At 65.5% G+C, this 23,509-nt stretch carries 25 protein-coding genes; 12 read left to right on the top strand and 13 right to left on the bottom strand.

Annotation, left to right across the window (positions count from 1 at the left end; translation table 11 throughout):
• Positions 1-77: 77 nt before the first annotated feature.
• Entirely contained in the window at positions 78-1,730 is a 1,653-nt protein-coding gene (locus EF888_RS00195; RefSeq protein ID WP_109759303.1) for an electron transfer flavoprotein-ubiquinone oxidoreductase, read from the bottom strand.
• 180 nt (positions 1,731-1,910) lie between these two features.
• On the opposite strand from EF888_RS00195, the gene greA reads away from it, so the two are divergent.
• Together greA and EF888_RS00185 are read left to right on the top strand one after the other, a co-directional pair.
• The gene (greA, locus tag EF888_RS00190) at positions 1,911-2,381 is read left to right on the top strand and encodes a transcription elongation factor GreA (RefSeq protein WP_109759302.1); all 471 of its coding nucleotides are present in this window, start codon (positions 1,911-1,913) and stop codon (positions 2,379-2,381) included.
• A 6-nt stretch (positions 2,382-2,387) separates the two neighbouring features.
• Positions 2,388-3,413 carry a hypothetical protein gene (locus EF888_RS00185; RefSeq protein ID WP_241239757.1) on the top strand — a complete coding sequence of 342 codons (1,026 nt, stop codon included), beginning with the start codon at positions 2,388-2,390 and terminating at the stop codon, positions 3,411-3,413.
• On the opposite strand, the gene EF888_RS00180 is transcribed toward EF888_RS00185, so the two are convergent.
• On the bottom strand, positions 3,414-4,262 hold the full coding sequence (locus EF888_RS00180) for a matrixin family metalloprotease (protein WP_109759301.1): 849 nt from the start codon (positions 4,260-4,262) through the stop codon (positions 3,414-3,416).
• 87 nt (positions 4,263-4,349) lie between these two features.
• Positions 4,350-4,823 (bottom strand): SsrA-binding protein SmpB, encoded by a 474-nt coding sequence (smpB, locus tag EF888_RS00175; RefSeq protein WP_109759380.1) that lies wholly within the window; start codon positions 4,821-4,823, stop codon positions 4,350-4,352.
• 78 nt (positions 4,824-4,901) lie between these two features.
• On the opposite strand from smpB, the gene EF888_RS00170 reads away from it, so the two are divergent.
• On the top strand, positions 4,902-5,336 hold the full coding sequence (locus EF888_RS00170; protein ID WP_109759300.1) for an ion channel: 435 nt from the start codon (positions 4,902-4,904) through the stop codon (positions 5,334-5,336).
• Between the two features lies 1 nt (position 5,337).
• Here EF888_RS00170 and EF888_RS00165 read toward each other — a convergent pair whose 3' ends face one another.
• Positions 5,338-6,060, bottom strand: coding sequence for a 16S rRNA (uracil(1498)-N(3))-methyltransferase (locus tag EF888_RS00165; RefSeq protein WP_109759299.1), 723 nt, complete (start codon positions 6,058-6,060; stop codon positions 5,338-5,340).
• Positions 6,061-6,071: 11 nt separating this feature from the next.
• Here EF888_RS00165 and ubiA point away from each other — a divergent pair, with 11 nt between their 5' ends.
• Genes ubiA through EF888_RS00150 form a run of 3 tightly spaced genes read left to right on the top strand, consistent with a single transcriptional unit; the run spans position 6,072 to position 9,321 of the window.
• Positions 6,072-7,037 carry a 4-hydroxybenzoate octaprenyltransferase gene (gene ubiA / locus EF888_RS00160; protein ID WP_109759298.1) on the top strand — a complete coding sequence of 322 codons (966 nt, stop codon included), beginning with the start codon at positions 6,072-6,074 and terminating at the stop codon, positions 7,035-7,037.
• A gap of 35 nt (positions 7,038-7,072) precedes the next feature.
• Complete coding sequence (locus EF888_RS00155; protein WP_241239756.1) at positions 7,073-8,998, top strand: OmpA family protein; 1,926 nt, start codon at positions 7,073-7,075, stop codon at positions 8,996-8,998.
• Positions 8,995-9,321 carry an LXG domain-containing protein gene (locus tag EF888_RS00150; protein WP_109759296.1) on the top strand — a complete coding sequence of 109 codons (327 nt, stop codon included), beginning with the start codon at positions 8,995-8,997 and terminating at the stop codon, positions 9,319-9,321. Before EF888_RS00155 ends, EF888_RS00150 begins: the two co-directional genes overlap by 4 nt.
• A 15-nt stretch (positions 9,322-9,336) precedes the next feature.
• On the opposite strand, the gene aroQ is transcribed toward EF888_RS00150, so the two are convergent.
• Positions 9,337-9,774 (bottom strand): type II 3-dehydroquinate dehydratase, encoded by a 438-nt coding sequence (gene aroQ / locus EF888_RS00145; RefSeq protein WP_109759295.1) that lies wholly within the window; start codon positions 9,772-9,774, stop codon positions 9,337-9,339.
• A 65-nt stretch (positions 9,775-9,839) separates the two neighbouring features.
• Positions 9,840-10,187: a hypothetical protein gene (locus EF888_RS00140; RefSeq protein ID WP_109759294.1), complete on the bottom strand. Its 348-nt coding sequence runs from the start codon at positions 10,185-10,187 to the stop codon at positions 9,840-9,842.
• A 143-nt stretch (positions 10,188-10,330) separates the two neighbouring features.
• Between EF888_RS00140 and gyrB the strand changes: the two genes are divergently transcribed.
• Positions 10,331-12,748: a DNA topoisomerase (ATP-hydrolyzing) subunit B gene (gene gyrB, locus EF888_RS00135; protein WP_109759293.1), complete on the top strand. Its 2,418-nt coding sequence runs from the start codon at positions 10,331-10,333 to the stop codon at positions 12,746-12,748.
• 22 nt (positions 12,749-12,770) lie between these two features.
• Positions 12,771-13,685 (top strand): sugar kinase, encoded by a 915-nt coding sequence (locus tag EF888_RS00130; RefSeq protein WP_109759292.1) that lies wholly within the window; start codon positions 12,771-12,773, stop codon positions 13,683-13,685.
• A 7-nt stretch (positions 13,686-13,692) separates the two neighbouring features.
• On the opposite strand, the gene EF888_RS00125 is transcribed toward EF888_RS00130, so the two are convergent.
• The 6 genes from EF888_RS00125 to trhO form a co-directional block, all read right to left on the bottom strand.
• The gene (locus tag EF888_RS00125) at positions 13,693-15,234 is read right to left on the bottom strand and encodes a polyamine aminopropyltransferase (RefSeq protein ID WP_109759291.1); all 1,542 of its coding nucleotides are present in this window, start codon (positions 15,232-15,234) and stop codon (positions 13,693-13,695) included.
• Positions 15,234-15,452, bottom strand: coding sequence for a DUF350 domain-containing protein (locus EF888_RS00120; protein ID WP_109759290.1), 219 nt, complete (start codon positions 15,450-15,452; stop codon positions 15,234-15,236). Before EF888_RS00120 ends, EF888_RS00125 begins: the two co-directional genes overlap by 1 nt.
• A 10-nt stretch (positions 15,453-15,462) precedes the next feature.
• Positions 15,463-15,624, bottom strand: coding sequence for a hypothetical protein (locus tag EF888_RS21605; protein ID WP_164721525.1), 162 nt, complete (start codon positions 15,622-15,624; stop codon positions 15,463-15,465).
• Positions 15,624-16,892: a DUF4178 domain-containing protein gene (locus tag EF888_RS00115; protein ID WP_164721524.1), complete on the bottom strand. Its 1,269-nt coding sequence runs from the start codon at positions 16,890-16,892 to the stop codon at positions 15,624-15,626. The genes EF888_RS21605 and EF888_RS00115 overlap by 1 nt, the downstream gene beginning before the upstream one ends.
• Positions 16,889-17,428, bottom strand: a complete 540-nt coding sequence (locus tag EF888_RS00110; protein ID WP_164721523.1) for a DUF4178 domain-containing protein — start codon at positions 17,426-17,428, stop codon at positions 16,889-16,891. Before EF888_RS00110 ends, EF888_RS00115 begins: the two co-directional genes overlap by 4 nt.
• Positions 17,429-17,559: 131 nt before the next feature.
• Positions 17,560-18,471, bottom strand: coding sequence for an oxygen-dependent tRNA uridine(34) hydroxylase TrhO (gene trhO / locus EF888_RS00105; RefSeq protein WP_109759287.1), 912 nt, complete (start codon positions 18,469-18,471; stop codon positions 17,560-17,562).
• Between the two features lie 72 nt (positions 18,472-18,543).
• Here trhO and pncA point away from each other — a divergent pair, with 72 nt between their 5' ends.
• On the top strand, positions 18,544-19,149 hold the full coding sequence (gene pncA, locus EF888_RS00100) for a bifunctional nicotinamidase/pyrazinamidase (RefSeq protein WP_109759286.1): 606 nt from the start codon (positions 18,544-18,546) through the stop codon (positions 19,147-19,149).
• A gap of 98 nt (positions 19,150-19,247) precedes the next feature.
• Here the strand turns inward: pncA and EF888_RS00095 are convergent, their stop codons facing one another.
• Positions 19,248-19,742, bottom strand: a complete 495-nt coding sequence (locus EF888_RS00095; RefSeq protein ID WP_109759285.1) for a hypothetical protein — start codon at positions 19,740-19,742, stop codon at positions 19,248-19,250.
• A 181-nt stretch (positions 19,743-19,923) separates the two neighbouring features.
• On the opposite strand from EF888_RS00095, the gene EF888_RS00090 reads away from it, so the two are divergent.
• The 3 genes from EF888_RS00090 to deoC all read left to right on the top strand — a co-directional run bounded on the left by EF888_RS00090 (position 19,924) and on the right by deoC (position 23,506).
• A complete protein-coding gene (locus tag EF888_RS00090; RefSeq protein ID WP_109759284.1) occupies positions 19,924-21,144 on the top strand; it encodes an NADP-dependent isocitrate dehydrogenase in 1,221 nt (406 codons plus the stop codon).
• A 78-nt stretch (positions 21,145-21,222) separates the two neighbouring features.
• On the top strand, positions 21,223-22,434 hold the full coding sequence (locus EF888_RS00085; RefSeq protein WP_241239755.1) for an MFS transporter: 1,212 nt from the start codon (positions 21,223-21,225) through the stop codon (positions 22,432-22,434).
• A gap of 70 nt (positions 22,435-22,504) precedes the next feature.
• Positions 22,505-23,506, top strand: coding sequence for a deoxyribose-phosphate aldolase (gene deoC / locus EF888_RS00080; RefSeq protein ID WP_109759283.1), 1,002 nt, complete (start codon positions 22,505-22,507; stop codon positions 23,504-23,506).
• The last annotated feature ends 3 nt before the right edge of the window (positions 23,507-23,509 follow it).

The raw sequence follows: 23,509 nt of genomic DNA, 5'->3' as shown, positions 1-23,509 counted from the left end.
ACGTGACGCAATGCGGCGGACCTTCGCGGGCGCATGGCTTGACGGAAGTGTTACCTTCCGGGCGACAACGTGACCGCTCACATGTTCGGATAGTTCGGCCCGTCTCCACCCTGAGGCACCGTCCACACGATGTTCTGGACCGGGTCCTTGATGTCGCAGGTCTTGCAGTGAACGCAGTTCTGGAAATTGATCTGGAACCGCGTTTCCGCGCCTTCCCCCACGAACTCGTAGACGCCCGCCGGGCAATACCGCTCCGACGGGCCGGCATACTTCGGCAGATTGACCTTCACCGGGATCGAGGGATCCTTCAGCTTCAGGTGCGAGGGCTGGCTTTCCTCGTGGTTGGTAAACGAGAAGCTGACGTTGGTCAGCCGGTCGAAGGAGAGCTTGCCGTCCGGCTTGGGATAGTCGATCGGCTTGTGCATTTCGGCCGGTTCGGTCGCCTCGGCGTCGGTCTTGCCATGCCTGAGGGTGCCAAACAGGCTCGCGCCGCCGAAGACTGTCTGGAACCACATGTCGAACCCGCCGAGTGCGAGGCCGCCCAGAGGTCCATACTTCGCGTTGAGGGGGGCGACGTTTCGGACGCGGCGCAAGTCCTTGCCGATCACGCCTGAACGAAGGGTATGGTCATAGTCGGTCAGCACGTCACTCGAGCGCCCGGCACGAATGGCCGTCACCGCCGCCTCCGCCGCCTCGATGCCCGAGTGCATCGCATTGTGGTTGCCCTTGATGCGCGGCAGGTTCACCAGCCCCGAGGCACAGCCCAGGATTGCACCGCCAGGGAAGGCGGAACGGGGGATCGACTGGAAGCCGCCCTTCGTGACGGCGCGCGCGCCGTAGGCCACGCGCTTGCCGCCTTCCAGCACCTTCGCGATGTCCGGATGATGCTTGAAGCGCTGGAATTCCATGTAGGGGTAGAGGTACGGGTTCTTGTAATTCAGGTCGACGATGTAGCCGACGTAGACCTGGTTGTTGTCGAGGTGGTACATGAAGGAACCGCCTGACTGCTTCCAGCCAAGGGGCCACCCCATGGTGTGGAGGACGAGACCCTCGTCGTGGTTCTCGGGCCGGACCTCCCAGATCTCCTTCATGCCCAGACCGAACTTCTGGAAGTCCGATTTCGACGCCAGGCCATACTTCGCGATGACTTCCTTCGAGAGCGACCCCCTCACGCCTTCCGACAGGAAGACGTACTTGCCGAGAAGCTCCATCCCCGGCTCGGTGCCCTCGCCATAGCTGCCGTCCGGCTCAAGCCCGAAGACACCGGCGACGACACCCCTGACTTCGCCGTTCTCGCCGTAGACGAGTTCGGAGCAGGACATTCCCGGGAAAATCTCGACGCCAAGCGCCTCGGCCTGTTCGGCCAACCAGCGGCATACGTTGCCCATGGAGACGATGTAGTTGCCGTGATTGTTCATCAGCGGCGGCATCAGGAAATTGGGGATGCGCAGCTTCCCCCCCTCGCCGAGAACGTAGAACCTGTCCTTCTTGACCTCGACCTTGACCGGGGCGCCCCTCTCCTTCCAGTCGGGGAAGAGGCGGTTCAGGCCGGACGGGTCCAGTACGGCACCTGACAGGATGTGCGCACCGACTTCGGATCCCTTTTCCAGCACCACGACGCTCAGGTCGGCATCGAGTTGCTTCAGCCGGATCGCCGCCGACAGGCCGGCCGGCCCGGCGCCCACGATGACGACGTCGTATTCCATGCTTTCGCGCTCGATTCTGGACATTCCGACGGGTCCCCTCGCGGTTGGATCAACGGGTTCCTGCCTACCGTCCTTCGCGGCGAAAGGTCAAACGAAACGCCGTGTCACACAGGGGTCAACCCGGGATTGACTTGTCTGGTCCTACCTGTGACTAAAGCCCGGTTCTGACCGTCCGAGGCAACCCCGAGAGTCCAAGGAACCTTCATGGACAAGATACCGCTGACCCGCGCGGGGCACACCGCGCTGAACGATGAATTGAAGAAGCTGAAGTCCGTCGAGCGCCCTGCGGTGATCCGGGCCATCGCCGAGGCGCGCGAGCACGGCGACCTGTCCGAGAACGCCGAATATCACGCCGCACGCGAGAAGCAGAGCTTCATCGAGGGCCGCGTGAAGGAGCTCGAGGGCGTCTTGTCGCTGGCCGAGGTCATCGACCCCGCCTCTCTGTCCGGAACCGTCAAGTTCGGTGCTACGGTGACCCTCGTGGACGAGGATTCCGACGAGGAGCGGACCTACCAGATCGTCGGCGAGCCCGAGGCGGACATCGAGAACGGTCGGTTGAACGTCAGGTCGCCGCTTGCCCGTGCGCTGATCGGCAAGGACGAAGGAGACAGCGTCGAGGTTCGTACGCCCGGTGGCGAAAAGAGCTATGAGATCCTGAAGATCGAATTCGTCTGAGGACCCATGTCCGGCAACCGTCCCGAACCTCCCGTCGACCTGGGAATCTACAGTCGCATGAACACTGGCGGCGGGCTGGACCCGGCCGACAAGGTGGCGATCGTGGTGACCGGCCTCTGGCTGGCGCTGTGCCTTCTGTTCCTGTTCGTGGTCGGCCTCGGCACCGGGTCGTCGCTCGGTCCTTTGCGGTTTCTTGTCCTCCTTATGGTCGTGGGTCTGCCTATCGCACTGATCTGGATCGGTTCGATCGCGCTGAAGAGCGCCCGCATCATCCGCGAGGAAAGCGAACGGCTTCAGGCGTCGATGGATGCGATGCGCCAAATCTATATCAGCCAGGCGCAGATGGCCGCGACCGCCATGGGGCCGAACGTCGAGCGGAAGATCGACGAGATCGTTAAGGGACAGAAGCGCGCCGAGGACGTGCTGGCGAGCTTTGCGTCCGCTCGTCCCTCCGGTACGTCCACCCAACGTCCGACCAGCACACCTCCGGCGCCGCCCGCGCGCGCCGAAGAGGAGCAGCCCGGTCTCGCCCTCACCACGCCGCCGGGTGCCGCCGAGATCTCTGTTTCGACCGAGGACATCGTCACCGCGATGAACTTTCCCGAGACCGCAGAGGACCGTGAAGGCTTTGCCGCCCTGCGGCGTGCGCTGACCGACCGGCGAGTGTCGACCCTGATCCGGGCGAGCCAGGATGTACTGACGCTTCTCAGTCAGGACGGGATCTACATGGACGACCTTGTTCCAGACAGGTCTCGGCCGGAGATCTGGCGTCGCTTCGCCGGCGGCGAGCGCGGGCCCGCCATCGCAGGCCTGGGCGGGATCAGGGATCGGTCGTCGCTCGCGCTAAGTTCGTCGCGGATGCGGCAGGACACCATTTTTCGCGATGCCGCCCACCATTTCCTGCGCGCCTTCGACAAGACCTTCACGAACATCGCGGAAGACCTGTCGGATCAGGAGATCGCGGCGCTGGCCGAAACCCGCACCGCGCGCGCGTTCATGCTTCTGGGTCGGGTGTCAGGGATTTTCGACTGATCAGATCAGCCAGTCGTCCTCGTCCTCGTCTTCAGCGTCGAGTTGGGCCATATTGCCTTCTTCGACGAAGATCAGGGGAAGGAACAAGAGTTCAGGCTCGCTTGTGAACACCTCGCCCGTCCCCCGGTCGTCATCATCGCCGTCGTCGTCCTCGTCGGGAAGCTGACCCGCAGCCGCGATAGCGCCGCCGCCCGAGAAGATGCCGAAGACGAGCGCGAGAAGAGCGGCAAGCATGCCGAGCATGCCGCCGCCACCGCCGCCGTCACCGCCACCCGTCTCGGCACTGATCCCGCCGCCGCCACTGCCATCGTTCGGGGCTTCAGAGGCTGAATCTCCGGGGTCACGCCCATACAGGAACTGCGCACCCGCGATATCGCCGTCGCCAAGGTCGTCGGCATAGATCACGGGGTTCATGATCTCGGTCCGGTCGCTGACATGATTGAGACCGATCATGTGTCCGATTTCGTGCAGCGCCACGGCATAGAAGTCGACTCCGTCGTCGTCGCCATAGGGCGACCACACCAGATCCGAACTGAAGCTGATCGTCCCGCCCTGGATGACGTCGATCGTTCCGCGATCCACGTAGGTATAATAGGCCTCGCCTGCAGCCCCGCCGATGTCGTTGACGAAGAGGTTCACGTCAGCGCCCGTCGATACCATCTGGAAGTCGACCGAGGCGACGCTTTCCCAAGCATCGAAGGCGGCTTGGAGCGCGTCACTGAATTGAGGCTCGGATGTCCCGTTTGCGATCAACAGATCGTCGAACACGTCGGCGGACCAGGTGATCTGGCCGCTCGGTTGACCAAGGGTGGGTTCGCCCCACTTAAGATTGCCGGCACTGTACGTCATACCAACCTCTCAGCCTGCCTCCGCAGAGCGGTAATTTCCATTAGTCGAGGGTTCGACAGGAAACAACGGAACAATTCGTTATCGGATTCAGCCGTGATCTTTCAGCAGACGTTGCTTCTGGCGGTTCCAGTCCCGCTTTGCCTCGGTCTCGCGCTTGTCGTGCGTCTTCTTGCCCTTGGCGATGCCCAGCTTCAGCTTGGCCATACCGCGGTCGTTGAAATAAAGGAGAAGAGGCACAAGCGTCATCCCCTTCCGCTGCGTCGCGTTCCATAGGGTCGCAAGCTGCTTTCGGGATACCAGCAGCTTGCGCCGCCGCCGATCCTCGTGGCCGAACATCGCCTGGTCGTATGGCGCAATGTAGCTATTGATCAGCCAAAGCTCGCCACTTTCGACCGCAGCATAGCTTTCCGCGATGTTCGACTGCCCGGTGCGCAAGGACTTCACCTCGGACCCCATGAGAATGATGCCGCATTCCAGGTCGTCGTCGATGGCATAGTCGTAGCGCGCGCGACGATTGTCGGCGACGACCTTGAAGTTGGGGTTGTCCTTGGGCTTTGACATGGTCGGGTCGAGATAAGGTCCGCTGCCCCGGCTGTCCAGTCGGTTGACGCGGGCCGCGGCCCTGCGAAGATGCCGCCCATGCTGACGCAACTGGTCCTTGGAAGCCTCATCATCTTTCTCACGGTCGTGCTTGCCGCGGTGTCGTGGTGGGGGCTGGAACAGGTGTTGCTCCGGCTTCACCCCTGGGCAGTGCGGCCACCGCACGGGCCGAAGCTGATCGTCGTGCTGACGCTGGCGCTGATCTGGACGCTCGGGATGATGACCCTTTCGGTGTGGGTCTGGGCGCTGGCGCTCCACGCGCTGCACGTTTTCACCTCATTCGAGGAGTCGATCTATTTCTCGCTCGTCGCCTTCACGACACTCGGCTTCGGCGACATCCTCCTGCCGGTTGAGTGGCGTCTGCTGGGCGGCATGGCGGCGGCGAACGGACTTCTGATGTTCGGACTTCTGACCGCCATCATGGTCGAGACACTGAGGGACACGCGCCAGAAGCAGCGGAACCCCCGGCCCTAGATCACCAGTCGCCGAGGGTCGTTTGCCAGAGGGTCAAAGCCGCGACCGCCGCGGTGTCCGCCCTCAGGATGCGGGGCCCGAGAGAGACGGCGTGGGCAAAATCGAGCCCATTCAGCCTCGATCTTTCCGAGTCCGAGAACCCGCCCTCTGGCCCGATGAGCACGGCCCAGGCTCCACCCGCCCCTGAAAGTGCAGCGCCCGATCCCGCCAGCCCCTCGTCGCAGAACATCAGGTTCCGACCCGGCTGCCAGGACGCCAAGACCCTGTCGAGCCGGTCGATCTCGGACACCTCGGGCACCCAGGTCGCGCCGCATTGTTCCGCCGCCTCGGTGGCGTGGGCCTGAAGCCGGTCGCGTCGCACCCTCTCGGAGTTGGTGAACTCCGTCTGCACGGGACAGATCCGCGCGACGCCCATCTCGACGGCCTTCTCGACGATGAAGTCGGTCCTGGCCTTCTTGATCGGGGCGAACAGAAGCCAGACGTCCGGAGGCGCGCCCTGCGGACGCACCGACGCGGAACACTCCAGCGTCCCGCCTTTCTTGCCCGCGTCCACGACCTGCGCCGCCCATTCGCCGTCCCGCCCGTTGAAGAGAGCGACGGCGTCGCCCGTCGCCAGCCGCATCACGCCGAAGAGATAGTGCGCCTGGTCCCGCGACAGCGGAACCGATTGCCCCTCTCCCAATGGGTGCTCTACATAGAGCCGGATTTTCGCGCTGCCCGCCATGAAGGGACCATATGACCGGCACCCGAGAGACGCCAGAGATCGGACAGGTCGCGGATGCCGTCGTGGGCAACTGGGTCGACCGACTTGCTCCGGCTTGGTCGCGGCCGTACCTGCGGCTGTCGCGCGCGGATCGCCCGATCGGGACGTGGCTTCTCCTTTTGCCCTGCTGGTGGTCGCTGGCGCTGGCCTGCGTCATGCTCGACCGCTTGACGACGGGCGACCTCTGGATCGGGATCGGTTGCGGTCTGGGGGCGTGGCTGATGCGGGGCGCGGGCTGCACCTGGAACGACATCACCGACCGCGACTTCGATGGGCGGGTCGAGCGGACGCGGTCCCGGCCGATCCCCTCCGGGCAGGTCACGGTGCGGCAGGCGCTGGCGTGGATGGTTATCCAGGCGCTTCTCGCCTTCGCGATCCTACTCACCTTCAACGGCACGGCGATCCTCCTCGGCATCGCGTCGCTCGCCATCGTCTGTGTCTATCCCTTCGCCAAGAGATTCACCTGGTGGCCGCAAGTCTTCCTCGGGCTCGCGTTCAACTGGGGCGCGCTTTTGGCCTGGGCGGCGGTGACGGGCGACCTTCAGTGGCCCGCCCTCGCCCTCTACCTCGCTGGCATCGCCTGGACGCTGTTCTACGACACGATCTACGCGCACCAGGACAAGGAGGACGACGCCCTGATCGGAGTGAAATCGACCGCGCGTCTCTTCGGAGAGGATTCGCCGCGCTGGCTGCGCCGCTTTCTGGTGGCTGCCGTGAGCCTGATGGCCGCAGGCGTGATCCTCGCCCTCGCCCCCGCGACCGACGTGCTTACCCTGACGGTCGCTCTCTGCGGCGTCTGGGCTTTCGGCTGGCACCTCGCCTGGCAGCTCGGCCGCCTGAACATCGACGATCCGGCGCGATGCCTGAGGCTGTTCCGCGCCAACCGAGACGCCGGGCTGATCCCCGTGCTGTTTCTCGCCGCAGCGTTAGCGCTTTGATTGCGCCCCTGTCTCGAGAGGCTTAACTAGGCGCCATGACTGACAAACGGCCCAAACTGCGCACGCGTGCGATCCCCCACATGGTGGCGATCTGCATCGCTGCGGCGGGCTGCGTCGGCGTCGCGTTTTGGGCCCGAAGCCTGATCGAGGCCGAGGCCCTGACGGATGTCAGCCTTGTGCTGTCGCAATCAGGGCACGACTGGACCGAGGTGGACGTCGATGGTCTTCAGGTCACCTTGGCCGGCATTGCCCCGGACGAGGCGACGCGGTTCGCGGCGCTTTCCTCGGCCGGCAGCGTGGTCGACGCGTCCCGACTGATCGACCGGATGCAGGTCGCCGCTGCTGCCGCGATCCGGCCGCCCGACTTCTCGATCGAGGTCTTGAAGAACGACGATGGCATTTCCCTGATCGGTCTCGTCCCGCTTGAATCGAGCCCGGAGACGATCGTCGAGCGGGTGCGCGCCATGGGGGGCGGGGCAAATGTGGCCGACCTTCTGGAAAGCGCCGATTTCGCACCGCCGCCGGGATGGGAGGAAGCCCTGTCCTTCGGAATCGAGGCGCTGGACAATCTGCCGCGGTCGAAGGTGTCGATCACGCCAGCAAGCGTCGCGATCACCGCCGTTGCGCGGACGCCCGAAGACAAGACCAACCTGGAACGGCAGCTCAACCGCGAGGCGCCCGCCGGGCTGGACCTCGTCCTGCACATTTCGGCGCCGCGCCCCGTCGTCGCGCCCTATACGCTGCGGTTCCTGATCGACGAGGCGGGCGCCCGTTTCGATGCCTGTACCGCGAATTCGGAGGAAGGCCGGAACGCCATCCTCGCCGCTGCCGCCGAGGCGGGTCTGACCGGCACCGTCGACTGCGTCCTGGGACTGGGAACGCCGTCCACGCGGTGGAGCGAAGCCGCCGTCGCGGGCATTCGCGCGGTGCAGACGCTTGGGTCTGGAACGTTGACGATCTCGAACGCCGATGTCTCGCTGGTCGGAACGCAAGGCACGCCGCAGAGCGAATTCGACGATGCGGCGGCGGACCTTGACGCCGCCCTTCCCCCGGTCTTCTCGCTGTCGGCCTTCCTTCCCGAACCGCCCGAGCAGCAGGCCGAAGGCGCCTCCGCCCCTGCCGAGTTCTCGGCGACCCTCTCGCCGGAAGGCCAGCTTCAGATGCGCGGGCGGCTCGCCGACGACCAGAGCCGGGCCTCGGTCCAGAACTTCGCCGCGGCGCGCTTTGGCGCGTCGAAGGTCCAGCTTGCGACCCGCATCGATGACGACGTGCCAGCTGGCTGGCCGAACCGCGTCCTCGCCGCGCTCGACGCGTTCCGCTACCTCCACAACGGCACCCTGACCGTGACCGAGAAGACGCTGCGGATCTCGGGCAAGACGGGACGGACGAACGCGCAGGCGGACATGGCGCGGATCCTGTCGGACCGGCTGCCCGAGGGGGCGACCTACAGCCTTGACGTGGCCTATTCCGAAGAGCTTGACCCGCTTGCTGCCCTGCCGACCCCCGAAGAGTGCATCCAGATGATCCAAGCGGCGGGGAACAAGCGGAAGATCACCTTCGAGCCGTCATCGTCCGAAATCGACCGCGATGCCGTCGCAACCGTCGACGCCATCGCAGACATCCTCCGCGATTGCCGGGACACGCCGATCGAGATCGGGGGGTTTACCGACAGCCAGGGCCGCGAGACGATGAACCAGCAACTCAGCCAGGCTCGCGCCGACGCTGTGCTGAACGCCATCATGGCGCGGCGGGTCCTGACGTCGAACCTGCGCGCGCGAGGCTACGGGGAAGACCAGCCGATCGCCGACAACGATACCGAGGCCGGACGCGAAGCCAACCGCCGGATCGAGTTCCGGCTGATCGACCCTAACGAGCCGGACGAGCCAGAGATCCCCGCCGAAGACAGCGCGGGGGCGGACGAAGCGGAAACGACGGACGAGGCAGAGGAGACGACGGAATGAATGGTCCCGAGTTCATCGCGGCGACGGCCGGGATTCTTTTCATGGCCTTCCTTGCCGGATGGTTCACCCATTGGGTGATCTCTCGGATCACGCGCGTCACTCGCTCGGACATGGACGACCTCGACCGCATGGCGCAGGAACTTCACCAGGCCGAGGAAGAGCGCGACCAGACCATCTCGTATTTCCAACAGCGCGAGGCCGAGCTGACCAACAAGCTGAGCCAGACCGAAGCCGAGCTGCGGGCGGCGATGGAAGGTCTGCGCGATGCGCGCCACGAGGCCGAGGATCTGCGCGCTTATGTCGAACGGGTGAACCAGGGCTGAGACGCCCTGCGCCGATCAGGCCAGAAGCCGCGCGATCCGCTCCACTCCGAAGATGTATCCCTGGATGCCGCAGCCCGCGATTACGGCGTCGGCGCGCAGCGAGACGTAGGAATGGTGACGGAAGCTTTCGCGCTTGTGGACGTTCGAGATGTGAACCTCGATCACCGGACCTTCGAAGGTGTGCAGCGCGTCCAGTATCGCGACGGAGGTATGCGTATAGGCGCCCGGATTTATGACGATCCCGACCGCCGCCTCGCGCGCCTCGTGGATGAAGTCGACGATCCCGCCCTCGTGGTTCGACTGCCGCAGATCGACCGAGAGCCCATGTGGCTCGGCGGCGGCCGCGCAAAGTCGCCGCACGTCGTCCAGCGTGTCGGACCCGTAGATCTCGGGCTGGCGCTTGCCCAGAAGGTTCAGGTTGGGACCGTTCAGGATGAAGATCGTCTTGCTCATGGCCGAGGCTTAGCGCAGGCCCTGCGCCCTGCACAGGGAGGACATGACGAAAAGGCATACGGGTGTCACTTCAGCGCGACGGGATGCCGGGCCTCACCCCAGCCTTCCCGCGTCGTACGCGCCTCGACATAGACCGTCGCGAGCCCGTCCGGAATCGTGACACCGGAAAGCGACCGGGTGAATGGCTGCTCGTCGACGTGCGGGTGCAGAAGCACCCTCGTTCCCAGTTCGATGCCGTCCCCGGTCACGATGCGCCAGCCGTCCGCATAGTCGTCCCACCCCGTGTCGCCGTGGGACAGAGTCACCTCGAAGGTCCACGTTCCGCCGGTCCTTGCCGCCGTCGCGCCCTCGATCACAGCGTCGTCGGCGAAGGCCGCTGCGGGCAGGAATGCAAGGGGAAGGAGGCGTCTCATCGCATCACCCTAGCAGGCCCGACGAGGCGCTGCGGACACGCCTGCGTGACTCTCGGCCATCCCTACCAAATCTTGTGGCCCGCGCGTGACAATGCCGGTCAAAACGACTATATTTACAAGGAAAAACACAAGGAACGAACGGCATGGCAGAGGCCGCACCGGCGCGGGAAGAATATGGCGCCGATTCCATCAAGGTTCTCAGAGGGTTGGAGGCGGTTCGGAAGCGCCCCGGCATGTATATCGGCGACACCGACGACGGCTCGGGCCTCCACCATATGGTCTACGAGTGCGTCGACAACGGTATCGACGAGGCGCTGGCGGGTCACGCAGACCATGTAACCGTCACGGTCCACGCCGACGACAGCGTTTCCGTCTCGGACAACGGTCGCGGCATTCCGGTCGATGTGCACGCCGAGGAAGGCGTCTCGGCGGCCGAGGTCATCATGACCCAGCTCCACGCGGGCGGGAAGTTCGACCAGAACAGCTACAAGGTGTCGGGCGGCCTGCACGGCGTCGGCGTTTCGGTCGTGAACGCATTGTCGGAATGGCTGGAGCTGCGGATCTGGCGGAACGGCAAGGAACACTATGCCCGCTTCGAGGGTGGCTTCACCGTCGAGCATCTGCGCGTCGTCGGCGATGCCAACGGCCGCAAGGGCACCGAGGTCCGCTTCCTCGCCTCGACGAAGACCTTCTCGAACCTCGACTACGTCTACAAGACGCTGGAAAACCGCCTGCGTGAGCTTGCCTTCCTCAACTCGGGCGTCCGCATCAAGCTTCGCGACGAGCGTCACGGCGAGCCGATGGAGAGCGAGTTCTTCTATGACGGGGGTGTGCGCGAGTTCGTCCGCTACCTCGACCGCTCGAAGTCGCCGCTGATCGAGGAGCCGATCTTCATCATCGGCGAACGCGACGGGATCACCGTCGAAGTCGCGATGTGGTGGAACGACGGATATCACGAGAACGTCCTTCCGTTCACGAACAACATTCCTCAGCGCGATGGCGGTACGCACCTCGCCGGATTCCGCGGGGCTCTGACCCGCACGCTCAACCACTATGCCGGCCAGTCCGGAGCGGCACGGCGCGAGAAGATCAGCTTCACCGGCGACGACGCGCGCGAAGGTCTGACCTGCGTTCTGTCGGTGAAGGTCCCGGATCCCAAGTTCAGTTCCCAGACCAAGGACAAGCTTGTCTCCTCGGAAGTCCGGCCCGCGGTCGAGGGTCTGATGAACGAGAAGCTGTCGGAGTGGTTCGAAGAGAACCCCGGACCCGCCAAGGTAATCGTCTCGAAGATCATCGAGGCTGCGCTGGCCCGCGAGGCAGCCCGCAAGGCGCGCGAGATGACCCGCAAGAAGTCCGCACTGGATATCGCGTCGCTGCCCGGAAAGCTGGCCGACTGCCAGGAGAAGGAGCCCGAGAAGCGCGAGATCTTCCTCGTCGAGGGCGACAGCGCCGGGGGATCCGCGAAGCAGGGTCGCGCTCGTCTCAACCAGGCCGTTCTTCCACTGCGCGGCAAGATCCTGAACGTCGAACGCGCGCGCTTCGACCGGATGCTGTCCTCTCAGGAGATCGGCACGCTGATCACCGCGCTCGGCACCGGCATCGGCCGCGACGAGTTCGACATCTCGAAGCTGCGGTACCACAAGATCGTCATCATGACGGATGCCGACGTCGACGGGGCGCACATCCGCACCCTGCTGCTGACCTTCTTCTTCCGTCAGATGCCACAGGTCATCGACGGGGGCTTCCTCTACATCGCGCAGCCGCCGCTCTACAAGGTCAGCCGCGGCAAGTCCGAGGTCTATCTCAAGGACCAGGCCGCTCTCGACGACTACCTGATCGAGATGGGCGTTGACGGCGCGATCCTGAAACTGGGCTCCGGCGAGGAGATCTCGGGTCAGGACCTTCTGCGTGTGGTCGAGGAGGCGCGGCAGGTGAAGCGCGTGATCCAGTCCTTCCCGACGCATTACCCGGCGTCGATCCTGGAGCAGTCGGCCATCGCCGGGGCGTTCCGCAGCGGGCAGGTCGACAGCGACCTTCAAGGGACGGCACAAGCGATCGCCACTCGTCTCGACCTGGTCGCGGTCGAGTACGAGCGCGGCTGGCAAGGCCGGATCACCCAGGATCACGGCATCCGCCTTGCCCGCTCGCTTCGTGGGGTCGAAGAGGTGCGGACGCTGGACGGACCCATCCTCCGGTCCGGCGAGGCCCGGAGGCTCGGGAGCTTCACGAAAGCGCTTACCGAGACCTATGCCTTGCCCGCCAAACTTGTCCGGCGCGACCGCGAAAACCTGGTCCACGGTCCCCTGTCCCTGCTCGATACGATTCTCGAGGAAGGGGAGAAGGGCCTGACCCTTCAGCGGTACAAGGGCCTGGGCGAGATGAACCCGAGCCAGTTGTGGGAAACGACGCTGGACCCCGAGGCCCGGACGCTGCTTCAGGTCAAGGTCGACGACCTCGCCGAGGCCGACGATCTGTTCACCAAGCTGATGGGCGACGTGGTGGAACCCCGGCGCGAGTTCATCCAGCAGAACGCGCTGTCGGTCGAGAACCTGGACACCTGAAGCGGCTCTGAAGGACACGCGCATGACCGATGCGGTCCCGGACATCCTCGCAATCGGCGAGCCGCTGATCGAGATGGTGCGCCTGCCGCAGCCGATCGACGCACGGCCCGCTTTCGTTCAGGGCTTCGGCGGCGACACGTCGACCGCCATGATCGCCGCCGCGCGACAGAAGGCGCGGACCGGGTACATCTCGGCCGTCGGCGATGACATGTTCGGGCAGGCCATGCTGGCGCTCTGGGACCGCGAGGGCGTGGACCGCTCTGGCGTCCGTGTGCGGTCGGGCGATCCGACCGGCGTGTGCTTCATCGACCCCGATCCGGCCGGGCGACGCTTCACCTACGCCCGCCGTGGCTCGGCGGCGAGCCTGTTCACGCCTGAAGACCTGCCCGAGACCCTTATCCGGGCGGCAAGGATCCTCCACGTCTCGGGTATCTCGATGGCGATCAGCGCGACGATGCGCGCCGCCGTCTTCCGCGCGGTCGACGTGGCGCGGGAGGCTGGAGTTCGCGTGTCGCTCGATGTGAACTTCCGTCCCGCGCTCTGGCCACGGGAGGCGGCGTCCGAAGCGATCCTGCGCGTGGCCCAGCGGGCCGCCATCATCTTTCCGTCGGACGACGAGATGGGCCTCCTCTGGGGTCTGACAGAGCCACGGGACATCGCCGACCGCTTCATCGACCTCGGCGCGGAAATCGTCGCGGTGAAGCAGGGCGCGAAGGGCGTCTATCTCGCAGAGCCGAGCAAGTCCCTCCACATCGACGCCGCCCCCTCGACGCCCATCGACTCCGCCGGGGCCGGAGACAGTTTTGCCGGGGCCTTCCTGGCTTGGCTCGTCGAGACCTCCGACCCCGAACGGGCTGCGCGCGAAGCGGTGAAGGTCGCCGCCGGAACCGTCGGCGGCCTCGGCGCCGTCGAGCCCATCCCCCGCCGCACGGGCTGATCCACGCTCAGTTCATCCAGGTGCGCCAGCCGTCCTCGTAGTAGCCGACGAGAGGGTGCGACAGGATGCTGTTCGGAAGCGCTTCGACCGGGCCGCTGTCCTTTCCGAACTGCGTCATGGCCGGCCACTCGGCAGTGTCATAGAACCGCAGCCCCTCCGGCAACTCCGCCGTCTCCGCAGGCAGGCGGCCCGTCGACGCCAGCAGGAAGCCCCAGTCGCCGAAGCTTGGCACGTAGACATGGAAGGGCGTGACGTGCAGCCCTTCGCCCGGAATGTCCGGGTTCGGCGTCTCGGCCAGCGTGCGCGCCACCGACCAGAACGCCTCACGCGCGAAAAGCGGCGATCCCGCCTGCGTCACCACCAGCCCGCCGGCGTTCAGCCGCCGCGTCAAGGGCGCGTAGAACTCGCGGCTGTAGAGCTTTGACACCGCGAAGTCGCGCGGATCCGGCAGGTCCAGTACGATCACATCCCAGCTTCGATCCGTCGCGCGCACGAAGGTCCAGGCATCCTCGTTCACTACCGTCACACGCGGGTCGGACAGGGACCGCCCGTTCAGCGACCCCAACTCGGGACTATCGCGAAACAACTGCGTCACGCGGGGGTCGAGATCGACGAGCGTCACCCGCTCCACGCCCGGCCAGCGCAGGATCTCGCGCGCGGCCATTCCGTCTCCGCCGCCAAGGATCAGGACCTCGGAGGGCCGCCCGACCCGGCTCATGGCAGGATGGATCAGCGCCTCGTGGTAGCGGTACTCGTCGCGGGTATCGAACTGGATCGACCCGTTCAGGAACAGACGGTAGCGGTCCTGCCAGCGGGTGACGACGATGCGCTGATAAGGCGTTTCCTCGGCGAGGATCACGTCGTCCTCGAAGAAGGCCGCGTCGGACAGCGACACGAGCCTGTCCGTCTGCACCAGCCCCGCGACACAGGCGACGAGACCCGCCGCCCAAAGCCCGCGCAGGCCCCAGCCGATCCGGTCGCGGAAAAGCCAGACCGACACGCCCGCCACGAGGAGGTTCAGCATCCCGAAGGTCAGGCTCGCCGCCATCAACCCGAGTTGCGGCACGATCACGAGCGGGAAGAGCACGGCCGCGACCAGGGCGCCCGCATAGTCCGCCGTCAGCACGCTCGACAGCGTATGGTCCATCGCCCGGCGGGCCTGGAGGATGCGCGTGATGAGCGGAATCTCCAGCCCCGACAGCGCTCCGATAGCGATGACGATGGCGAAGAGGATGCCCTGAAGCCCTTCGAGCCATCCATAGGACAGGAACAGGATCGGAGCCGAGAAGCCGCCGACCAGACCCAGAAGAACCTGGCTCAGGGTGAAGCCTGCCTCGGCATTGGTCACGAAGCGCGACGCCCAGGCGCCAAGCCCCATCGAGGACATGAAGATCCCGATGACCAGCGAGAACTGCGTGACGCTGTCGCCCAGAAGATACGACGACACCGCACCCGCGATCAGCTCGTAGACAAGCCCTGCCACCGCGACCGCGAAGGTCGCGGCCAGAAGCCACAAGGCCTGGCCGTCGCGGGACGAAGGCTCGGCCATCAGGAGAGGATCACCGCTCCGATCAGGATCGAGACCGAGATGAACAGCGACCCGATAAGGACCGCAATGGCCATGTTCTGGTCGTCCTCGATCTCTTTTCTCAGAGAGAAGGGCGTGAAGAATTCTATCGCCTTCCAGCTCAGGCCCAGAAGGACAAGCCCGAGGATGACGTAGAAGATGGTCGCCACCACCTCCGCCGGGTTGATTGCATCTAGCATCTCAGTCTCCTTATTTCACGCCGCCGCTGCCCACGTAGTATCCGCCGCCGGGCGAGCCGGTGCGGGTCGAGATGACATTGTTGGATTCTCCCCAGACCCCGCCGAGGGCCATGACCCCCGCAGCGCCGATGATCCCGACGACCAGAACGACAAGGACGATCCTGACAAGCATCAGTCGTCATCCCAGTCGCTGCCGGCCCACCTGCCGGACTGCGACAGTTTGCTCTGCGCCAGGAATCCCGCGCCGATCGCTCCGAAGAGGACGCCGGCCGCCACCAGCCACCAGGGGTTGGCTACTCCGGTCCGGACGGAAGCCTCCATCTGCGAGGCCTCGACGCCGCCCGTCCAGTCCACGTCAGCCTCGGACATGGCGAGCGAAAGGGTGTAGTTGCCTTCCTCGAGCCTCAGGCGGGTCCGGGCCTTCTGTGAGCCTTCGGACCAGTCGCTTCCGCTGTAGTATTCCACGCCGCGCTCGAAAGCCGCCACGGGTGCCTCTGCGTCGTCGACAAGCTCGGCCTCGAACCAGGCCCAGCTGTTGTTTGCGTTGGACCAGATGGTGATCTCGGTGAGGGCCTCGGCGGAGGTGACGGTGAACGGCAGTTCCACTTCGACCGACACGGGCACCTTGCCGCTGACGGCGACGGTTTCGCCGCGCAGCGACACCAGGAACGCCAGCGCAATCGACACCGCTGCCGCGCCAATGGCCAGGTTGCGCAGGAAGAGCTGGATCGGCGGCCGCTCGCGGACATCGAGGGGGTGCCGACGCCCTGGCTTCGGCATGCGTGCCGCATCGACGCCGAAGCTTGTCAGCAAGTCGGTCTGGTCGGGCAGGTGCGTCAGCTCATACTCGACCTCCGAGCCCGAGGCGAGGATATCGAGCATCTGCGTCTCGCCCAGAAGCGTGACGTAGTCGGCGGTGTCGTCCAGTGACGGACGGAAGTTGAACTCGCCTTCGATGAAGGTCGGTTTGGCACGGCCCGAGGCATAGTAGAGGAAACGTTCGCCTCCCAGCCGGACCGAGGGGCGCGTCTCGGACGTCTCGATCTGCCGGGCCGACACGAGGGCGGGCCGGGGGATATCGCGCGTCTTTCGCGTGAAGGTGACGTGCCCGTCCTCGACCGACAGCCAGGCGTAACCGTGCGTGGGCGAGTAGACTTGGTGATCGACCCAGGACCATGTGCGACCGGCGTGGTATTCCTGCCAGGCAATGGTCCCGATGACAGTGAAGTCGACGCCCCAGAGCGTCCCGTTCATTCCCAGATCGAAGGGCGTCCGGGGCCTTGGCATGTCGCGGAACTGCGCGACGACCTTGTAGTCGTCCTGAGCATCCAGCTCGGCGCCACAATAGGAACAGACGTGCGTCAACACACGCCCTCCGCCGAGAACGTCCAACCCGGCGCCGCATTGCGTGCAGTTCAGCTTCTGGAGCGTGCTCGTCATGCCGCCCGCAGGTCCCAGGGATCGAGCCAGACGCCGAAGGTCCAGGCCTCGCCACCCTCCCATTTTTCGAAGGTCGCGATCTGGCCGCCCGGTCCGGCGAGATCGAAATAGAGATGCGCCTCGTCGATCTCCAGCTCTTCGGGAAATTCGCCGCGAACCGCGAGGCAGACTGCCGTTTCCGCCTCGGTCACGCGGAATGTCTCGCCCCGGATCGTGACCGTCGCGCCAAGCGAAGGGCGAAAACCCGAGGGCCAGTCGCCGGGCGCAAGAGGCCGTTCGAGCGCATAGTCGCCCTCGTCTGCGGACAGCCAGTGACCCTCCCCCTCGCCGTCGAGACACCAGAACTCGTCCCACCAGCCACGGCCATAGCCGAACCGGGCGTGACCGACCGGCATCAGCGTCAACCCCTCGACCTCGACCTGTTCCCCGATCCGCACGAGCGAAGGCGCGTCCTGCATGACGCCGCCGGTGCCCGCCAGCTCCCACGCCTCGTCGCGCAGGACGCTGGTCGTGCCGCAAGGCGTGCAGGTGAACATCTTCGCATGACGAAGCCGACGAGGAAGCTCGGCGCCGCAATTTCCGCAATGATGTGTCGCCGGCTCTGCCATCGAAATGAAGTCTTGTACGATGGTCGGAAGATGGACGAGCCCTGCTCGAAGGGCAACCGCTAAGGCCCGTCGGATCCCATGTGCCGAAGCCCGCGCGTCTCTGCCAGCGTGACCTGCCGTTGCCGTTCCCTGAACCGCGCACGGTCATCGTCGTCATAGCTGTCCATGCACCTGTGACAGCTCACGCCCGCCTCGAAATGGGGATGGAGCGTCTCGGCCGGTGTCAGCGGGACGCCGCAGGCATGACAGAGGCTGTGATCGCCCTCGACCAGACCATGTGCGACCGAGACGCGACCGTCGAAGACGAAGCAGGCGCCATCCCACAGGCTGTCGGACTCCTGGACCTCTTCCAGGTATTTCAGGATGCCGCCGTCGAGGTGAAAGACCTCTTCCACGCCTTGCGACAGAAGATAGCTCGACGCCTTCTCGCAGCGGATGCCCCCGGTGCAGAACATGGCGATCTTCCGGTCGCGCATCCTGTCGCCGTTCTTCACCCACCAGTCCGGAAACTCTCCGAAGCTGCGGGTGCCCGGATCGACCGCGCCACGGAACGTGCCGATCGCGACCTCGTAGTCGTTGCGGGTGTCGATCACGACCACATCGTCGCGCGCGATGAGGTCGTTCCACTCCCGCGCCGGAACATGGGTTCCCACAGCGTGCGACGGATTGGCCTCGGGACGGCCCAGGCTGACGATCTCGCGTTTCACGCGCACCTTCATGCGGCCGAATGGCATCTGGGACGCGTGGCTTTCCTTCCACGACAGGTCGGCGCACCCCGGAAACGCCTTCAGATGCGCCAGCACCGCATCCACGCCCTCGCGCGGTCCGGCGATCGTGCCGTTGACGCCTTCAGCCGCGAGGAGGATCGTGCCTCGCACCCCTCCGTCCCGCGCCGCCGCCAATAGGGGCGCACGCATCGACCCCGGATCCTCGAAGGGCGTGAAGCGATAGAAGGCGGCAACAGTCAGCATGGGCGCGGCAGATACGCCGTTGCGAAGCGCCGTACAACCCGTAGTCTGGGCAGGACCAACGGAGACCGGACAATGAGGAAGGCGAACGAAGCGATCCTCGTCATCGACGTGCAGAACGACTTCTGTCCCGGCGGGGCGCTTGCCGTCGGGGGCGGGGACGAGATCGTCGCACCGATCAACGCGCTTGTCCCCGAGTTTCAGGTCCGCGTCTTCACCCAGGACTGGCATCCCGCCGACCACCTTTCGTTCGCAAGCCAACATGACGGCGCCGCCCCGTTCTCGACGACCGAGATGCCCTACGGCACGCAGGTGCTGTGGCCGGACCATTGCCTGATCGGCAGCGACGGCGCGGCCTTTCATCCGAAGCTCGACACCCGCAGCGCCGACATGATCCTTCGCAAGGGCTTCCGGCGCGAGATCGACAGCTATTCGGCCTTCTTCGAGAACGACCGGACAACGCCGACGGGTCTCGAAGGTTATCTCAGGGCACGCGGCGTCGGCGCCGTGGCGCTGGTGGGTCTCGCGACCGACTACTGTGTCGCCTACTCGGCGCTGGACGCGGCACGGCTGGGGTTCAGGGTGACGGTCGTCGAAACCCTGTGCCGCGCGATCGACCTCGAGGGGTCACTCGACGCCATGAAGTCCCAGATGGCCGGCGCCGGTGTGACGCTGGCCTGACGGTCGGGCCTCGCTACGGCACGGCAGAACTCGGCGCATCGGAATGAAAGCGGCGGACCCCGTCGGGCCCGCCGCCATCTCGATGAGTGAGGTCAGGCTCAGGCGGCGTTGCGGGCTCCCCCGAAGACGAAGTCCGACATCGGCGGGGCAGCGACGACGATCTCCTCGCTCCGCACCGGGGTCGAGACCGTCATCCTCGCGAAGATGCGCGCATTGCCGGACGTGGGCCGTGCCGTCTCGGCGGCCGCGAAGAAGGCGTCCATGTCGAAGCCGTTCCAGTCTGCATCGTCCGGAAGCGCGGCGACGATCCCCTTCAGCCGCGACAGGACCATGTTGCGGCGCGGCGCACTGTCGGGGAAGTAGAGCCCGGCTTCCACACCCGTATCGAAGGCATTCAGCGCAAAACCGGCCGCCACGAAGCAGTCGCGGACGCACTGGGACGCGCCAAGAAGTGCGTTGGTCGCCGCAGGATCGCGGAAGATCGCCAGTTCCCGGTCGAGAAGGTCCTGGATGCCGAACATTGCGGCAAGCGAGGCGTATCGTTTGCGCATATCGGCGGAAACAACAGAAAATATGTCGAAATCGTACTTCATGAATGTAGGTCCTGGTTACACACAACAAGCGTGAACGCCTCTTTAACCTTAAAGTTGGACGAGAACGGGGCGCACTTCGGGCGATTGAGGTACATTTTCGGACGGTGCCGCTCGCACACTTCAAATTCCGGTCCGACACGCGTAGGTCCGGCCCCATGCCACTCTTCTGGAGCCTTCCCGCATGACGAAGATCAAAGTCGACAACCCGATCGTCGAGATGGACGGCGACGAGATGACCCGCATCATCTGGGAGTTCATCAAGACGAAGCTGATCCTGCCCTACCTTGACGTCGACCTTCTGTACTACGACCTCTCGATCCAGAAGCGGGACGAGACCGACGACCGGATCACGGTCGAGGCGGCCGAGAAGACGAAGGAGGTCGGCGTGGCGGTCAAATGCGCGACGATCACGCCCGACGAGGGGCGCGTCGAGGAGTTCGGCCTCAAGCAGATGTGGCGCAGCCCGAACGGGACGATCCGCAACATCCTGGGCGGGGTGATCTTCCGCCAGCCGATCATCTGCCGCAACGTGCCGCGTCTGGTTCCCGGCTGGACGAAGCCGATCGTCGTCGGGCGCCACGCCTTCGGCGACCAGTATCGCGCCACCGACTTCGCCTTCCCCGGAGCGGGCAGGCTGACGCTGAAGTTCGAAGGCAAGGACGGCACGGTCATCGAGCGCGAGGTCTTCGACGCCCCCGACGCAGGTGTCGTGCAGGCGATGTTCAATCTCGACAAGTCGATCTACGACTTCGCCCGCGCCTCGTTCAACTACGCGCTGAACCTCGGCTGGCCGCTGTATCTGTCGACGAAGAACACGATCCTCAAGGTCTACGACGGGCGCTTCAAGGACATCTTCCAGGAGGTCTACGAGGCCGAATTCAAGGCGGTCTTCGATGAGAAGAAGATCTGGTACGAGCACCGTCTGATCGACGACATGGTGGCGTCGTCGCTGAAGTGGTCGGGCGGCTATGTCTGGGCCTGCAAGAACTACGACGGCGACGTGCAGTCCGACACCGTCGCGCAGGGCTTCGGCTCTCTCGGCCTGATGACCTCGATCCTCATGACGCCCGACGGGAAGGTCGTGGAGTCCGAGGCCGCGCACGGCACCGTCACCCGTCACTTCCGCCAGCACGAGAAGGGCGAGCAGACCTCGACCAACTCCATCGCCTCCATCTACGCCTGGACCGGCGGTCTGAAGCACCGCGCCAAGCTCGATGGCAACGACGCGCTCATGAGCTTCGCCGAGACGCTGGAGAAGGTCGTGGTGGACACCGTCGAATCCGGCCACATGACCAAGGACCTGGCGCTGCTGGTCGGGCCGAACCAGGGCTGGCTGACCACGACGGGCTTCCTCGACAAGATCGACGCGAACCTTCAGAAGGCTCTCGGCGCACGCGGATAAAATCGAAACGTGAATGAAACGCGGGTCGCCGAGACGGCGACACGGCCGAACGGTATGTTGCACCCGGGAGAGCGCAACATGCACGAAACGTCCATATCCCCCGAGCCCGGCTTCCGCTGGGTCGTCGTCACCGCCGCGGCCCTGCTGCTTGGCATCGCGATGGGTATGCTCGTCAACGGTCTCTCGGCCTTTGTCGTCCCGCTCGAAACCCACTTCGGCTGGGACCGGGCGGATGTCGCCGCCATAAACTCGTTCGGGCTGCTGGGCATAGCCTTAGGCGGCATCGCGATGGGCTTCCTCGCCGACCGTGTCGCAACCCGCACGATCTGCCTGGCCGGAGCCGTCGTGCTGTCGCTCTGCCTCATCCTCGCCTCCCGCGCGCAGGCCCTGTGGCAGTTCCACGCCCTCTTCTTCCTTGCGGGAGCCATCGGCGGCGGCGCGCTTTTCGCGCCCGTCATCGCGCTGGTCGGCGGCTGGTTCCGCACCGGGGCCGGTCTGGCAATCGGCATTGCATCGGCGGGACAGGCGCTGGGTCAGGGTCTGATACCCTTCGTCGCCGGCCACCTGATAGAAACGATGGGCTGGCAGGCCGCCTTCACCATCCTTGGCGCCTTCTCGGCGCTGACGCTGGTGCCCCTGTCCTTCGTCATGCGTCAGCCGCCTCCGGCTCCGGCCCCGACCACCGTTGCCACCGGGGGTAGAGCCACGATTTCCCCCGCGATCCTTCTTCCCGCCCTGTCGCTCGCGGTCCTTGGCTGCTGCACGGGTATGTCGACGCCGCTCATCCATCTCGTCCCGCTCATCCAGGGCGTTTGCGGCGTGGGCGCGGAAGCGGGAGGACCGCTTCTCATCATGCTGATCGCCGCGATCGGCGGACGACTGTTCTTCGGCCGCCTCTCGGACATCATCGGCCCGGTGCGTGCCTGGTTCGCCGCGACAGCGTGGCAGACCGTCCTGATGCTGGGCTTCGTGACGCTCGGCTCCCTGCAGGCCTTCTGGATCTTTGCGCCGATCTACGGCTTCGGCTACGGCGGTGTGATGACCGGAGTGCTGACCACCGTCAGGGCGCTGACGCCCGCCTCTCGCCGCGCCTCGGCCACGGGTATCGTGCTGGCGTTCGGCTGGGCGGGGCACGCCTTGGGCGGCTGGCAGGGCGGCGTCTTCTTCGACCTGACCGAGACCTACGTCGTTTCCTTCGCGGTTGCGACGGCAGCTGGTGCGATGAACCTCGCCATCGTGGCCGCGATCTGGATCGCCTTGCGGCGGCGGACCGTTGCCGCGGCGGCGTGAACGCTCCGGCTCGCTTCGCGACCCACGGTCACAGATTGCGTCCGGCGAACCTGCGTGCGACCCTTCCGACATGGCCGACACCGTCCTCTCTGCCGCGACGAAGGCAGCGCAGCTTCTGCCGCAGGTCCACGAACCCCGCAATCCCGGGATGGAGCTGGACCTCGATCTGGTGCGTGCGCTTCAGGCCAACACCTCGGCCATCGAACGTCGGGCGGCGACGCTGCCCGGACGGCGGTCGGTGAAGAAGGAATACCAGGCGGCCTGGCTTCTCCGCGCGATCACCATGATCGACCTGACCACGCTGGCGGGGGACGACACTCCGGGACGCGTCCGCCGGCTTTGCGCCAAGGCCGCAAACCCGGTGCGGGCCGACCTTCTCGACGCCCTCAAGATGCCGCCCGTCACCACCGGGGCCGTCTGCGTCTATCACGACATGGTCGAAACCGCAGTCGAGGCGCTTCAGGGCACCGGCATCCCCGTCGCCGCCGTGTCCACCGGCTTTCCTGCCGGACTCTCGCCCTTCCATCTGCGGGTGGCCGAGATCGAGGAAAGCGTGAAGGCCGGCGCGAAGGAGATCGACATCGTCATCTCGCGCCGCCACGTCCTGACCGGCGACTGGCAGGCGCTCTACGACGAGATGCGGACGTTCCGCGCGGCCTGCGGCGAGGCGCACGTCAAGGCGATTCTCGCCACAGGCGAGCTCGGCACGCTCAGGAACGTCGCGCGGGCAAGCTGGGTCTGCATGATGGGCGGCGCCGACTTCATCAAGACCTCGACCGGGAAGGAAGGCGTCAACGCCACCCTCCCCGTCAGCCTCGTGATGACGCGCGCCATCCGCGCCTACCACGAGTTGACCGGCCACCGCATCGGCTACAAGCCCGCCGGCGGCATCTCCAAGGCCAAGGATGCGCTGGTGTACCTCTCGCTGATGAAGGACGAGCTGGGAGACCGCTGGCTGCGCCCCGACCTCTTCCGCTTCGGCGCCTCGTCGCTTCTGGGCGACATCGAGCGGCAGCTTGAGCACTTCGTGACGGGCCGCTATTCGGCGGGATACCGGCACGCGATTGGATAGAAC

The sequence above is a fragment of the Silicimonas algicola genome (assembly GCF_003970735.1).
GTDB classification, from domain to species: domain Bacteria; phylum Pseudomonadota; class Alphaproteobacteria; order Rhodobacterales; family Rhodobacteraceae; genus Silicimonas; species Silicimonas algicola.
Note: the sequence above shows the minus strand (reverse complement) of the source record. Positions and strands in the feature narration are given on the sequence as shown.